Consider the following 14,641-nt stretch of genomic DNA (forward strand, 5'->3'; position numbering starts at 1 on the left):
GTCATGCTAGATCGCGATACCCGCCGTACGCTAGAGCCGACGCCGGCAGGCGATGGTGGTGAAGACGAGAGCTGGCTAACCAGCTACCTCGACGTGTTGACGCTGTTGATCACGCTGTTTGTGCTGCTACTGGCGCTGACGCCTTCGGGCGGCGGGGAGGCGAGCGACAGCGAGCGGCCACGACCGCCAAGCGCGGTGCCATCGATGTCACTGGCGACCATGGCCACGGGGATCATGCCGCGTCATGATGGCTTGCAGCCGCAGTTCTCCGGCCTCAGCGTGCCGGGGGTGAGCGTTGATCAAGGGCGCGAAGGCGTTACCCTGCGTATCGATGATAGCCTGCTGTTTTCCAGCGGCCAGGCGCAGCTAACCGCCCAAGGGCGTGGCGTGATCGATAGCCTGGTCTCCGTGCTTGAAGAGTTTGATGGGCAGATCTCCATTGAGGGCCATACCGATAACATCCCCATCTCAACCGCGCGCTTTCCCTCCAACTGGGAGCTTTCCGCGGCGCGGGCGATTGCCGTGCTGCGCCACTTAGAGAGCAAGGGGCTCAAGGTTTCGCGCATGCGCGCCGTCGGCTACGCCGACACCCAACCCATGGAGAGTAATGACACCCCGCAAGGCCGCGCGGCCAACCGGCGTGTCGAGCTACTGCTGCGCCAGCCGGCGGGCGGTTAATCTGTTTTTGAGGTAACACCGGTGACGCGATCGCCTGCAAAGAAGCGCTCAGCCTCATTGCTGTCAGCCCATATTCAGCCTTTCGGTGCCTTGATGGTGCTGGATGGCGAGTGTCGCCGTGTGCGTTCGGTGAGCGCGAACCTTGACGCGCTGCTGGATACGCCTTTGCCCAACCCCGAGAAACTCGCGCTTTCGTACCTGTTGGGTAAGCGGTTAAGCCAGCGCGTTCGCCGCGAAATGCAGGGGCGCGAGCGCTTGCCGGCCCCGCTCACCTTTGTGCGCCAGCGGCATGGGCGCAACGTGCGCTACCAGCTCCATGCGCTGCGCAGCGCGGGGCAGGTGTTGCTCGAAATTGAGCCGCTTCAGACCCTGGGTAAATGGCGCCTGCTCGGAGCCGTGAACGAACGGCTGATGAAGCTCGCCGATGCCACCCACCAGGACGAGCTGATCGACTACCTAGTGGCGTCCATCCAGCAGATAACCGGCTACGACCGGGTGGTGGTGTGCCACTTCGATAGCGACTGGCACGGCTTTATTGTGGCGCAAGCGCTGGGGGCGCGATTGCCCTCGATCCTAGGCCAACGCTTTCCCGCCCGCGATTTCCCCGCTGCGCTGCGCAGCGCCTATGAGCGCAACCCTATCCGCTACATTCAGGATGTTGAGGCCCCCGCCATCGGCTTTTACCCCTCGTCGGCGGCGCCATCGCTGGAAGACAGCCTGCTCCGCGCCCCCGCGGCGGACCGGGCGCGCTACTTAAAAAACCTCGGTGTGCGCGGCTCGTTAACCATCGCCATGCAGGGAGATGCCGGGCTTTGGGGCATGGTGGTCTGCCACGCCGCAACGCCGTATCCCACCCCACCGCCGGTGCGGGACGCCGTGCGCGCGCTGGTGCAAATGGCCACGCAGCGCCTGTTGCTGCTGCGGGCACGCCAGGAGGCACGCTATCTGCAGCGCGTGCAGGACAGCCTGGTGCTCTCCAGCACCGCGCGCAAGGAGCCGCGAAGCCCTTCGCGTTTGTTAAGCGCGCAGGCGGAGACGTGGATGGCGCTCTTTCGCGCCCACGGCGTGGCGCTCTGGATGGATGGCCATTGCTATCGTGCGGGCACTGCCCCGGCGCCCGACGTGATCGATCAGTTAGCCCAACGGCTGGGACGCAGCCACACGCACACGGGGCCCTGGTGCAGCCGCGAACTGGCGAAAGAGCCGCTCACCCGCTCGCTAGCATTGGATGAGCAGTGCGGCGCGCTCGCGGTACCGCTGCCGGTCAGCCAGCAGCAGCGCGGCTGGCTGCTGTTTTTCCGCCCTGAGCAGATCGACACGCGGTATTGGGCCATGCAGCCGGCGCAGGCCCCGTCGACGCTGGCGCTGCCGTCTTCGGCGTGGTGTGAGGAGGTGAGAGGCAAATGCGAGGCGTGGCAGCGCGTGGAACGCTTAGCGGCGGTGGATCTGGGCGAAGACCTGACGCTGGCGATTTCGGCCTATGAAATCAGCAAGCTTAACCGCCACCTGGAGCAGGAGCGCAAAGCGCTGGCGGACGCCAATCAACGCCTTGAGCAGCTGGCGCACTTCGACCCCTTGACCCAGGTGTGGAACCGCTACCGCATCGAGCAGGCCATTGACGCCGAACTGGTGGCGGCGCAGCGTTACGGGGCCTCTTTTGGGCTGCTGCTGTTTGATGTCGATCACTTTAAGGCGATCAATGATACCCATGGCCACGCGCTGGGCGATGAGGTATTGGTGGCGCTGGCGCGCTTGGTGGAAAACTCGCTGCGTGGCTGCGACCACTTAGGCCGCTGGGGCGGTGAGGAGTTTATCGTGCTGGCCAAGCACGCTGATCGTGAGGCGCTGGTCGGGTTGGCCGAACGGCTACGCGAGCTTGTGACCCTGCTCAGCGTCGAGGGGCTTCATAGGCCGCTGACGGTGAGCATCGGCGTGGCCGAATGGCAGCCCGGCGATAGCTGCAAAACGCTGGTGGCACGCGCCGATCAGGCGATGTACTGCGCCAAGCACGGCGGGCGTAACCGCGTGGAAGTCGCGACGGGGGAGGCATTGTGACGCTACGTTCGCGATTTGAGAGCTGGATGTCGCCGCGGCGCGCGACCTGGAGTGCCGTGGTGATGTTTATGGGCCTGTTGCTGCTGGTGGCGTGGGAAATGCGCCACTTCTACCTGACGCAGCAGCAGCAAGCGAAGACACACACCGCCGCGCACGCCCAGATGGTGGCTCATTGGCTGGAGAGCGCGCTGGAGGCGTCGCACCACTCGCTGCAAGGGGTGGGCGAGCTGTATCACTTAAGTCAAAGCGCGAGCCTGGAACAGGCGGATTTAGCCACCCTGTTAAAGCGCCGCCGCGATAGCTTCAACGTGTGGCAAGACGTGGCTTTGCTATCGCCCGGCGGCGAGGTGGTGGCCGCCACGACCGAACGCCCTTTTGCGGTTGACGAGACGCGCTTGCTCGACGCGCTCGCAAGCGGGCAAGACCGCATGGTTTCACCGCTTTATCACGAGGGCGAGAACGGGATGCCGTATCTACTTCATGGCCTGCGGATTGAAAACAGCGCCGGCGGGCTGGACGCGTTGGCGGTGGCGCGGCTGTCGTCACACTATATCGTCGCGCTGGTGAACCAGCTGCCATTGCACCAAGGGGACAGCGTGGCGCTGTTGGATACCTCGGCGCGGGTGATGGTCCAGCGTAGCGAGCAGCATCGAGAAGCCGAAGGGCTCCTGGACAGAGCGGTCAACACCGAGGAGCTTAACGCCTTTTTGGCCTCGCCCGCCCTAAGCGACAGCTGGGAGCGGCGCTCGCCGCTGGATGGTACGCGGCGGCTATTCTCCGGACGCAAACTGGACAAGGCGCCGTGGTTGGTGATTGTCGGCGAAGACACCACGGTGTACCTGCACGACTGGTGGCGGCGCTTTTGGGCGCTGCTGGTTGGCACGCTGCTGCTCGTGGGGCTCGGCGTGTTAACGCTGCGCCACTACCGTCAGCTCTATGGCACCGAGCAAGCGCTGCGCGAGCATCGCAATCGGCTGGCGGAGGAGGTAGACACGCGCAAAAAATCTCAGCAGGTCAGCGAGTTAAAAGCCGCTCAACTCAAAATCGCCGCCATGGCATTTGAGACGCACCTAGGGATGTTTATCGCCGATGCGGAAAACCGCATCGTGCAGGTTAATCGCACCTTCACCGAGATTACCGGCTACAGCGAAGCGGAGGTGCTGGGGCAGACACCGTCGCTGTTGAACTCGGGGCGCCACGACGCCGACTTCTACCGCGCCATGTGGCGGCAGTTGAAAGAGACCGGTAGCTGGCAGGGCGAGGTGTGGAATCAGCGCAAAAGCGGGGAAGTTTACCCGCAGTGGTTAACGATCAGCGTGGTGCGCAACGATGCCGGCGAGGTGACCCACTATGTCGCCACGCTCAGCGATATTACCCAGCGCAAGGCCGCCGAGCAGGAGATTCACCAGTTGGCGTTTTTTGACTCGCTGACGGGCCTGCCCAACCGGCGCCTGCTGATCGACCGGCTAGAGGCCGCGCTTAAAGAGACGCAGCGCGAAGGTCATTACAGCGCGGTAATGTTTATCGACCTGGATAACTTCAAAACCATCAATGACAGTCTCGGGCACTACTTGGGCGATGCCCTATTAAACGCCGTGGCCGAGCGGCTCACCCACATCGTGCGCGACGATGACACCGTGGCGCGCCTGGGCGGCGATGAGTTTGTCGTCATGCTGCACGCGCTAGGGCGCAATGAGCCGGCGGCGACGCAAAGCGCGGAAGCGGTAGCGCAAAAGCTGTTGAGTGCGCTGCTAGAGCCGATAGACGTCGAAGGGCATGTGCTGCAAATCAGCGGTAGCATCGGTATTACCCTGTTTCACGGCGATGCAGTGGGTGTCAGCGCCATTTTGCAGCAGGCGGACCTCGCCATGTACCAAGCGAAGGCCGCCGGGCGCAACGCCCTGCGCTTTTTCGACCCGTCGATGCAGGCGGCGGTGATGGATCGCGCGCAGCTAGAAGCCGATTTGCGCCATGTCATCGAGCGTGAAGAGCTGATGCTCTTTTACCAAACCCAGGTCAACGCCGAGGGGAGCGTAGTGGGCGTTGAGGCGCTGGTGCGCTGGGAGCACCCCAGCCGCGGGGTCGTCTCGCCCGGCGTCTTTATCCCCCTGGCCGAAGAGAATCACTTAATTGGCCCGGTGGGCGCCTGGGTGCTGGAAACGGCCTGCCAGCAGCTCGCCCAGTGGGCCCGCGACCCCGCGACCGAGGCGCTTAGCATCGCGGTGAACGTCAGCCCCAATCAGTTCCGTCAGGCGCAGTTCGTCGAGCAGGTCGAAGCCGTGCTGGCGCGCACCGGCGCGAACCCCCAGCGGCTCAAGTTGGAAGTGACCGAAACCCTGCTCATGGAGGACTTGGAGGCGGTGCGCTCGCGCATGGAGACGCTACGCGGGCTCGGGGTGCGCTTCTCCCTGGACGACTTCGGTACCGGTTACTCGTCGCTGGCGTACTTAAAGCGCTTGCCGCTGGATCAGCTCAAAATCGATCAATCCTTCGTGCGCGATGTGCTCGAAGACCCGGCCGACGCGGCGATTGTGCGCACCGTGATTGCGCTGGCGCACAGCCTAGAGCTTGAGGTGATCGCCGAAGGGGTCGAAACCCAGGCGCACCGCGACTGGCTTTACGGCGAAGGCTGCATGGCCTACCAAGGTTACTTCTTCTCGCGCCCGGGGCCTGCGGACTCGCTTTCGCTGTAACACTTGGCGTGCATACGCGTGATCGCGGCGTCGGCGCCCTTTAAGCTGAAGGTCATGTGCCACGGCTCGCCTTTGCCCTGCTCGAAGGCTAGAAAGAGCTGTGTGCCCTCTTGCATGCGGGCGAGCAAGGTATCCAGCTCATTGATGTAAAAGTGGGCATAGAAGCCGTCGTCGCCACGCTGGGTAATAAACTCCGCGACCGCTTGGCGAATCTCGCCGTCGTCCACGCGAATGAGCGCTGGCACCACGTTCAGCGTATCGCTTTCGCCCTGGTGCTCTTCAAGCGTGACGCGCAACTCCAGCCAGGGCAGATCACACACGTTGCGCGTGGCGTTCACGCTGAGGGTGGCGTCCGTATAGCTATGATCCTCCACGGCGCGAAAATGGTGCTCATCGCCCAGGGTGAGTGCCATCGACTGCCAGTGCCCGTGGCGCTCGGCATCGCTGACGTTAAAGGAGGTGGCTAAGGCAGTGCTCGACAGCCAAATGATCGCGATCAAAAGGCTGGGTAGCAGGGGGCGTAACAGGCTGGAAGGCATGCGAATCTCGTTGGCAAAGCGGTATCGCGCCAGCCTATAACGGCTGCCGCGCGGAAAAAAGCTAACGCGCTGATTTTTCTATATCTGGTAGATTTTTTCTAAAAAGATAGCCTATATGGTGGCTGTCAAGTCTATACTTCCCCCCTGTGCGCCGTATAATGCGCGTCGATTTCCGCTCTGCTGTTTCACAGTCGCAACGTTCCCGTCGGGAAGGAGTTTAGCCCCATGAGCACTGCTGCCAACGCCGTCAAAACCTCCAACGATGTCCCGCTTCAAGCGCCATCGCGGGAAATTTGGGACGCCAAATATCGCCTGAAAGATCGCCATAGCCAACCGGTCGACCAGGACGTGGGCGCCACCTTCGAGCGCGTCGCCCGGGCGTTGGCAGCGGTGGAAGGGGATAAAGCGGACGAGTGGCTGCCCAAGTTTCGCTGGGCACTGGAGCACGGCGCCATCCCGGCGGGGCGGATTCTCTCCAACGCCGGCGCCGAGGCGTACAAGCCCGCCGTGAGCCTGATCAACTGCACCGTGTCGCGCACCATTCGCGACTCCATGCGCGATATTCTCGACTCCGTGGTTGATGCCGGCATGACGCTGAAATCCGGTGCGGGCATCGGCTACGACTTCTCGACGCTGCGCCATAAAGGGGCGTTCGTGTTTGGCGCGGGCGCCGGCACCAACGGCCCGCTGGCGTTCATGGATATCTACGACAAAATGTGCTTTACCGTCGCCTCGGCGGGTGGGCGCCGCGGCGCGCAGATGGGCACCTTCGATGTCGGCCACCCCGATGTGCGCGAGTTTATCCAAGCCAAGCGCGAAGCCGGCCGCCTGCGCCAGTTCAACTTGAGCCTTTTGATCACCGATGAGTTCATGGAGGCGGTGAAGCGCAACGCCGACTGGCCGCTGGCCTTCCCGCTGCATCCGGGCGAAAAAGAGGACGTGAAGCCGGAGGATTTGATCTACCGCGACTGGCCGGTGATCGAAGAGGGCTACACGGTCGATGACGAAGGCCGCGTGGCGTGCCGCATCGTGGAGGTGATCAAAGCCCGCGAGCTGTGGGATACCATCATGTCCTCGACCTACGACTACGCCGAGCCGGGCTTTATCCTGATCGATCAGGTCAACCGCATGAACAACAACTGGTTCTGCGAGGACATCCGCGCCACCAACCCCTGCGGCGAGCAGCCGCTGCCGCCGGAGGGCGCGTGCCTGCTCGGTTCGGTCAACCTGACCAAGTTCGTTATCGACCCGTTCGGCAAAAAGCCGCGCTTTGACTGGGAGCGCTACCGCAAGGTCGTGGCGATCTTCACCCGCATGCTGGATAACGTGGTCGAGATCGCCGGCCTGCCGCTGCCGCAGCAGCAGCGCGAAATCGAGAACAAGCGCCGCCACGGCATGGGCTTTCTGGGCCTGGGCTCGACGCTGACCATGCTCAAAATCCCTTACGGTTCGAAAGCGTCGCTGGCCTTCACCGAGGAAGTGAGCCGCCACCTGGCGCTGGAAGGATGGAAGCAGGCGCTGGAACTCTCCAAGGAGAAGGGCATGGCACCGGTGCTGAGCGAGGAGCACACCATCACGCCGAAGATGATGCGCGAGCGCCCGCAGCTGAAAAAGGATGGCTACGAAATCGGCGACAAGGTGCCGGGGCGTATTCTGCACGCCCGCTACAGCCAGTACATGGCCAAGGTCGCCGAGTACGAGCCGGAGCTGGTGGCCGCGCTTGCCGAGCACGGCGCGCGCTTTACCCACCACAGCTCGATCGCGCCCACTGGCACGATCTCGCTCTCCATGGGCAATAACGCCTCCAACGGCATCGAGCCCTCGTTCTCGCACCGCTACTTCCGCAACATCATTCAGTCGGGCAAGAAGACCAAAGAGCAAGTCGAGGTGGTCTCCTTTGAGCTCGCGGCGTATCGCCACTTTATCGCCGCTGACGCGGTCGAGAGCGATCTGCCGGATTATTTCATTACCGCCGATGCGGTCACGCCGGAGCAGCACGTGGCGGTTCAGGCCGCCGCGCAGCAGTGGGTCGACTCGGCGATCTCCAAAACCGTCAACGTGCCGACCGAGTTCCCGTTTGAGCAGTTCCAGGACCTCTACCTGCAGGCGTATGAAAGCCGCCTGAAAGGCTGCACCACCTTCCGCTTCAACCCGGAGGCCTTCCAGGGCGTGCTGGTGCGCGAGGACGATCTCAAAAACACCACCTACGTTTTTGAGCTGGAAAACGGCGAAACCGTCGAGCTTAACGGCGATGAAAAGGTGGTTTACGATGGCGAAGAGCACAACGCCGCCAACCTGTTTGATGCGTTAAAAGAGGGCACCTACGGCAAATGGTGATGGCGAACGTCACCCGAACGCATTCCTTTTTTTGCCGCAGTGCAAGACGCCAGTGAACAAGGCAGTGGAGAAGACAATGGCTGTTGAAATTACCTCGAAGATCGTCGGTTACCGCATCAAGCAGGATGAGCCCGCCCCAGTGGAACCGACGTTACCGGACGAAAACCCGCTCACGGTGCGCATCCCGTCGCGCCCGGAGGGCACGCTCGAAGCCGTCTCGGAGAAGATCTCCTACGTCGGCGCGGAAGGACGCAAGAAGGTCTACCTGCTGGTCTCCTTCATGCCCGTTGAGGGCGTGGTGGGCGGCAAGCGCGTGGTGATCGAGCGCCCGGTGGAGTTTTTCTTCCCCTCCGGCCAGCTCTCAAGCGAACACCAGTGGATCACCGCCACCATGCGCAGCCTATCGCTGGCCGCGCGCGGCGGCTATGTGACCCAAGCGGTGGCCGATCTGCGCAAGGTGGCGTGGGACAAGGGGCTGGTGCGCTGCGGCTGGAACCGCTGGGGCAAGCCGATGTTCCACGACTCGGAAGTGGCGGCGATCGCTTGGTCGATCCAGCAGATTCTCTACCGCCGCGGGTTCCTCGATCAGGACGGCAACCAAGTGCCGGTGGAGTCGCTGGTGGAGCGCTACCAGCACCGCATGCAGCACGGCCACGCCTGGCAGCCGCCCGCCGAGGAAGAAGAGAGCGTGGAAAGCGGCGCGGTCGAGCCGATCGGCGGCCCGGCGCAGGCTGAAAGTGAAAGCGACGCAAAAAAGGCGGAAGCCGAAGGCGCCGGCCCCACGGTGGTGGGCCACTGCCCCGAGTGTCGCGGTGAACTGATCATGATGGACGGCTGCCCCACCTGCTACGCCGGCTGTGGCTGGTCCAAATGCGGCTAAGGAGCTTGTGGGGGTTTACCTACAGGGTTGACGGCTAGGATTCGGGAGGCGCGTCTTCAAACAGCGGGCGCAGGTTGGTGTTGAGGTAGAGGTCATTAAAGCTCGCCTCCTCGGCCAGCGCCTTTATGTCAGGGACGTTGATGGTGTGGTGATTGCGGTAGATAAGCCCATCCTCGCTCATTGCCGAGAGGGTGCGGCTAACGTGCACCGGCGTCAAACCGAGCAGGTCACCCAGCTGCTGCTGCGACAGCGGCAGGCGAAAGCTCGGCCCGCCCTCGGGCATGGTCTGGCGCAGCCGGATATACATTTCGTGAAGAAAATGCGCCAGGCGCTGGCGAGCGCTGTGCCGGGCCAGGGTGACCAGGCGCTCGCACAGCAGCGCCTGCTGGCGGTTGGAGATGGCGAACGTCACCGTGGTCAGGGTCAGGGAGTCGCGAAAAAGCTCCAGCAAGCGGCGGTGGGGGAAGTAGCAGACGGTGCCATCCTCGATCATCGTCACCCCCTCCAGGTGCTCGTTGAAAGCGAATTCGCGCAGGCCGATGATGTCGCCGGGGAGAAATATCTCCATGATCTGTCGGCTACCGCAATCGAGGTTGCGATACGAATACGCCCAGCCGGCGCTCAGAGTGCAGAATTCGCTGGCGGCCTTGCCCTCCTGCCACAGGGTCGTGCCGGCGCTCACTGCGGTAGGTGCCTTCTCTAAACTAGCCAGAATCTCCTTCTCTTTGGGGCTCAAACGGCGGTAGTGTTCGAAGTGACGGATAATGCAGCTTTCTTCGGGCGCCATTGGCGGTATGCTCTCTACGGTAAGTTGGAGTTAAAGCATAGCTTACGGCGGCGACATGGCAATGCCGCCGCCGTAAACCCGAGGGTTAGTCAGTCCCCCCGTGCTTTTTTGGTCCGTTCAAGCAGCGGCGCCATAAAGCGCCCGGTGTGGGAGACGTCCATCTTCGCGACCTGTTCGGGCGTGCCTTCGGCGATGATCCGACCGCCGCCGGCGCCGCCCTCCGGCCCCAAGTCGATCAGCCAGTCGGCGGTCTTGATCACGTCCAGGTTGTGCTCGATCACCAAGACTGTGTTGCCGTGGTCGCGCAGGCGGTGCAGCACCACTAGGAGCTGGCGAATATCCTCGAAGTGCAACCCGGTGGTGGGCTCGTCGAGGATATAGAGCGTTTTGCCGGTATCGCGCTTGGCCAGCTCGCGCGCGAGCTTGACCCGCTGCGCCTCACCGCCGGAGAGCGTGGTGGCGCTCTGGCCCAAGCGAATGTAGGAGAGCCCCACGTCGAGCAGCGTCTGCAGGCGCCGGGCGATGGCTGGCACCGGGCTGAAAAACTCAAGCGCCTCCTCCACCGTCATCTCCAGCACTTCGTGGATGGTCTTGCCCTTGTAGTGAATATCCAGCGTTTCGCGGTTGTAGCGCTTGCCCTTGCACACATCGCAGGGCACGTAGATATCGGGCAGAAAGTGCATCTCCACCTTGATCATACCCTCGCCCTGGCACGCCTCGCAGCGCCCGCCCTTGACGTTGAAGCTGAAGCGCCCGGGCTTGTAGCCCCGCGAGCGCGCCTCCTGGGTGCCGGCGAATAGCTCGCGGATGGGCGTGAAGATGCCGGTGTAGGTGGCCGGGTTGGAGCGCGGCGTGCGCCCGATCGGGCTCTGGTCGATATCGATCACTTTATCCAGCTGATCGAGCCCTTCGATCTGCTGGTAGGGCGCGGCGGTCAGGGTGGTGGCGCGGTTGAGCTCGCGGGCGGCAATCGGCATCAGCGTGGCGTTGATCAGCGTCGACTTACCCGAGCCGGAGACACCGGTGACGCAGACAAAGCAGCCCAGCGGCAGGTTGAGGGTGACGTCTTGCAGGTTGTTGCCCGTGGCGCCACTGAGTTTGAGCTGTTTTTCCGGGTTGCCGGGAATGCGATGCGGCGGCACGGCGATCTCGCGGGTGCCGGAGAGGTACTGGCCGGTCAGCGAGTCGGGGTTATCCATCACGTCTTTTGGGGTGCCTTGGGCGACGATTTCGCCGCCGTGCACGCCCGCGCCGGGGCCGATGTCGAGCACGTGGTCGGCGGCGCGAATGGCGTCTTCGTCGTGCTCGACCACGATCACGGTGTTGCCCAAATCGCGTAGCCGCTCCAGGGTTTTCAGCAGGCGGTCGTTGTCGCGCTGGTGCAGGCCGATGGAGGGCTCGTCGAGGATATACATCACGCCGACCAAGCCGGCGCCGATCTGGCTGGCAAGACGTATACGCTGCGCCTCGCCGCCGGAGAGCGTATCGGCGCTGCGCTCCAGGTTAAGATAATCGAGCCCCACGTTGACCAGAAACTCCAGCCGCGCGCGGATTTCGTTGACGATCTTCTCGGCGATTTCGCCCTTGCGCCCCGGCAGCGAAAGCGCGGCGAAATAGCGCAGGGCATCGCCAATCGGGAAGCGTACGATAGCGGCGATGTTGTGGTCATCGACGTAAACGTGGCGCGACTCCTTGCGCAGCCGCGAGCCCTGGCAGGTGGCGCAGGACTGCACGGCGATGTACTTGGCCAGGTCGTCGCGCACCATGCTCGATTCGGTTTCGCGGTAGCGGCGCTGCAAGTTGGGCAGCACGCCTTCAAACGGGTGCTCGCGGGTTACCTTGCGGCCGCGGTCGCTGACGTAGCTGAACGGGATCTCTTCGTTGCCGCTGCCGTGCAGAATGATCGCCTTCTCGCGTTCGCTCAGGTCCTGCCACGGGGTTTCCAGGGTAAAGCCGTAGTGATCGGCGAGCGCCTGAAGCTGGGTAAAGTAGTAGACGTTGCGCCGATCCCAGCCCTTGATCACCCCCTCGGCGAGCGACAGCTCCGGGTGGCTGATCAGCTTGTCGGGGTCGAAGTACTGCTGAACGCCCAGGCCCTCGCAGGTGGGGCAGGCGCCGGCCGGGTTGTTGAACGAGAACATACGCGGCTCAAGCTCGGCGAGCGAGTAACCGCACACCGGGCAGGCAAAGCGCGAGGAGAAGGCCATGTCCTCCTGCTCGCCGTCCATAAAGTGGATCATCGCCGTGCCGTCGGCGAGGTTCAAGGCGGTCTCAAACGACTCCGCCAGGCGCTGGGCGATGTCGTCGCGCACCTTGAAGCGGTCGACCACGACGCTGATGTCGTGCTTTTTGCGCTTATCCAGCGGGGCGATGTCGTCAAGCTCCAGCACCTGGTCGTCGATCTGCACGCGCACGAAGCCCTGGGCGCGCAGCTCGGCGAGTAGCTGCAGGTGCTCGCCCTTGCGACCCTTGACCACCGGGGCGAGCAGCATCAGCTTGGTGCCTTCGGCCAAGTTCATCACCTGGTCGACCATCTGCGAGATGGTTTGCGCTTCCAAGTCTTCGCCGTGCTCGGGGCAGCGCGGGGTGCCCGCCCGGGCGAACAACAGGCGCAGGTAGTCGTAAATCTCGGTGATGGTGCCGACCGTGGAGCGCGGGTTGTGGGAGGTGGACTTCTGCTCGATGGAGATCGCGGGGGAGAGCCCTTCGATGTGGTCGACGTCGGGCTTTTCCATCATCGACAGAAACTGCCGCGCATAGGTGGAGAGCGACTCCACGTAGCGGCGCTGGCCTTCGGCGTAGAGGGTGTCAAAGGCGAGCGACGATTTGCCCGACCCCGAGAGCCCGGTGATCACAATCAGCTTATCGCGGGGAAGCTTGACATCGATCTGCTTGAGGTTGTGGGTGCGGGCACCCCTGACCAGAATGCTATCCATCACTACCCTCCATCAACACCTCGCGTCGCGCGGCAAAAGGGTAATGATACGTTTCTTATACCCTGTTCGGCAAAGCGGAGGAGATTTGATACAGGCGGGCCAATCTTTCCGCCGGCTGTTTTCAACTGTCGTTTCCACCACCGAGGGCAACGCGCTAGAATGGCGGGCTATCTTCGGCGTGGGGCGTTGATCGCTGGCGGGAGCACTCCCCCTGAGACCTATCCCGTTCGGTTTCACGCCGCGTTATCAATGGCCGGTATCGCGCCCTTTTCATCGTATTTACCACAAGGATGCTATGCGTAAGGTTTCCGCACTGCTATTGGCCTCCGAGCGCCGTGCGATTAGCGGTCTCGCCGGGCTCTATGCCTCGCGTATGCTCGGGCTTTTCATGGTATTGCCGGTACTCACCCTCTACGCGGACGCCTTGGCCGGCGCCACGCCGCTGCTGATTGGCGTGGCGCTGGGGATTTACGGCTTGACTCAGGCGTGCTTGCAGATTCCGTTCGGCCTGCTCTCCGACCGCTTCGGGCGCAAGCGCCTCATTGCCATAGGGCTTCTGCTGTTTGCCGCCGGCAGCGTGGTAGCGGCGCTGGCGGATTCGATCGCCGGGGTGATCATGGGGCGCGCCCTGCAGGGCAGCGGGGCGGTTGCGGCGGCGATTATGGCGCTGCTGGCGGATCAGACCCGCGAACAGGTGCGCACCGCCGCGATGGCGACAATCGGCCTCTCGATTGGCCTCTCGTTCGCGCTGGCGATGGTGCTGGGGCCGTGGCTTGCAGCGTGGGTCGGGCTTGCCGGGGTGTTTTGGTTCACCGCGGCGCTGACGCTGATCGGGCTTTTAGTGCTGTGGCGCTGGATACCGCCGGCGCCGCGGCGATTGAAGCACCGCGACGTGGGCATGGACCGTCGCCAGTTGCGCCATGTGATCACGCGGCCCGATCTGTGGCGGCTGGATCTGTCGATTTTTACCCTGCATTTGCTGTTAATGGCGATTTTTGTCGCCGTGCCCTTTCGCTTGGTCGAGGCCGGTATCCGCGTCGAGCATCACGGCCTTGCCTACTTGGGGGTTATGGGCGCAGCCTTTGTGCTGATGATCCCCATGGTCATCATCGCCGAGAAAAAACAGCGCATGAAGCTCATGTGCCTATTGGCGATTGGCGCGATGGTGCTGAGTTTGGCAAGCCTAGGGCTGCCGCTCTCTCAGGGCGCTGGGCTGTTTTTCTGGCTGCTGCTGTTTTTCACCGGCTTTAACTTGCTAGAAGCCACGCTGCCTTCCATGCTCAGTAAACTCGCCCCCGCCGGTGCCAAGGGCACGGCGATGGGGGTCTACTCCACCGGGCAGTTTCTCGGCGCCTTCTTGGGCGGCACCCTGGGCGGGTGGCTGGCGCACACCTGGGGGCTTTCGGCGGTGTTTCTCGGCGCGGCGACGCTTGCGCTTTTATGGTGGATCGCCATGCTGTCGATGCCCTCGCCGCCGCCGCTGTCCAGCGAAGTGGTGGCCCTGAGCGAGGAGCAGACGGATACGATGGACGTTTTGCTGGAGCGCTTGGCGGATGTCGCCGGCGTGGAAGATGTGATGGTGGTACCCGAGGAGCGCCTGGCCTACCTCAAGGTCAACCGACAACAGCTTGACCAAGACGCGTTATCCCGGCTTTTATCACCCCCTAAGCGCTAGGAAAAGATTAAGTCACCTGCACGATGTAAGCCGTCTTTTCGGCCCCGTTTTGCAGAACGAT

At 63.0% G+C, this 14,641-nt stretch carries 9 protein-coding genes; 6 read left to right on the forward strand and 3 right to left on the reverse strand.

The features are described from left to right. Nucleotides 1-3 precede the first annotated feature (3 nt). From BQ9846_RS10810 to BQ9846_RS10820, 3 genes are read left to right on the forward strand one after another with little or no spacing between them, the layout of a single operon-like run. Nucleotides 4-678, forward strand: a complete 675-nt coding sequence (locus tag BQ9846_RS10810; protein WP_075880967.1) for an OmpA/MotB family protein — start codon at nt 4-6, stop codon at nt 676-678. Between the two features lie 21 nt (nt 679-699). After that, on the forward strand, nt 700-2,733 hold the full coding sequence (locus BQ9846_RS10815; RefSeq protein WP_268874681.1) for a sensor domain-containing diguanylate cyclase: 2,034 nt from the start codon (nt 700-702) through the stop codon (nt 2,731-2,733). Beyond that, complete coding sequence (locus BQ9846_RS10820; protein ID WP_144049414.1) at nt 2,730-5,426, forward strand: bifunctional diguanylate cyclase/phosphodiesterase; 2,697 nt, start codon at nt 2,730-2,732, stop codon at nt 5,424-5,426. The genes BQ9846_RS10815 and BQ9846_RS10820 overlap by 4 nt, the downstream gene beginning before the upstream one ends. Here BQ9846_RS10820 and BQ9846_RS10825 read toward each other — a convergent pair. After that, nucleotides 5,381-5,965: a hypothetical protein gene (locus BQ9846_RS10825; RefSeq protein WP_075880969.1), complete on the reverse strand. Its 585-nt coding sequence runs from the start codon at nt 5,963-5,965 to the stop codon at nt 5,381-5,383. The genes BQ9846_RS10820 and BQ9846_RS10825 overlap by 46 nt on opposite strands. Nucleotides 5,966-6,190: 225 nt before the next feature. Between BQ9846_RS10825 and BQ9846_RS10830 the strand changes: the two genes are divergently transcribed. Then, entirely contained in the window at nt 6,191-8,302 is a 2,112-nt protein-coding gene (locus BQ9846_RS10830; RefSeq protein ID WP_075880970.1) for an adenosylcobalamin-dependent ribonucleoside-diphosphate reductase, read from the forward strand. Between the two features lie 76 nt (nt 8,303-8,378). Then, nucleotides 8,379-9,182: a ribonucleoside-diphosphate reductase gene (locus tag BQ9846_RS10835; RefSeq protein ID WP_075880971.1), complete on the forward strand. Its 804-nt coding sequence runs from the start codon at nt 8,379-8,381 to the stop codon at nt 9,180-9,182. Nucleotides 9,183-9,216: 34 nt separating this feature from the next. Here BQ9846_RS10835 and BQ9846_RS10840 read toward each other — a convergent pair whose 3' ends face one another. Both BQ9846_RS10840 and uvrA read right to left on the reverse strand, forming a co-directional pair. After that, complete coding sequence (locus BQ9846_RS10840) at nt 9,217-9,969, reverse strand: Crp/Fnr family transcriptional regulator (RefSeq protein WP_075880972.1); 753 nt, start codon at nt 9,967-9,969, stop codon at nt 9,217-9,219. A gap of 89 nt (nt 9,970-10,058) precedes the next feature. Further along, on the reverse strand, nt 10,059-12,905 hold the full coding sequence (gene uvrA / locus BQ9846_RS10845) for an excinuclease ABC subunit UvrA (RefSeq protein ID WP_075880973.1): 2,847 nt from the start codon (nt 12,903-12,905) through the stop codon (nt 10,059-10,061). Nucleotides 12,906-13,200: 295 nt separating this feature from the next. On the opposite strand from uvrA, the gene BQ9846_RS10850 reads away from it, so the two are divergent. After that, the gene (locus BQ9846_RS10850; RefSeq protein ID WP_075880974.1) at nt 13,201-14,580 is read left to right on the forward strand and encodes an MFS transporter; all 1,380 of its coding nucleotides are present in this window, start codon (nt 13,201-13,203) and stop codon (nt 14,578-14,580) included. Nucleotides 14,581-14,641: the final 61 nt, after the last annotated feature.

Origin of the sequence: Vreelandella massiliensis (genome assembly GCF_900155385.1) — a bacterium.
Lineage (GTDB): Bacteria > Pseudomonadota > Gammaproteobacteria > Pseudomonadales > Halomonadaceae > Vreelandella > Vreelandella massiliensis.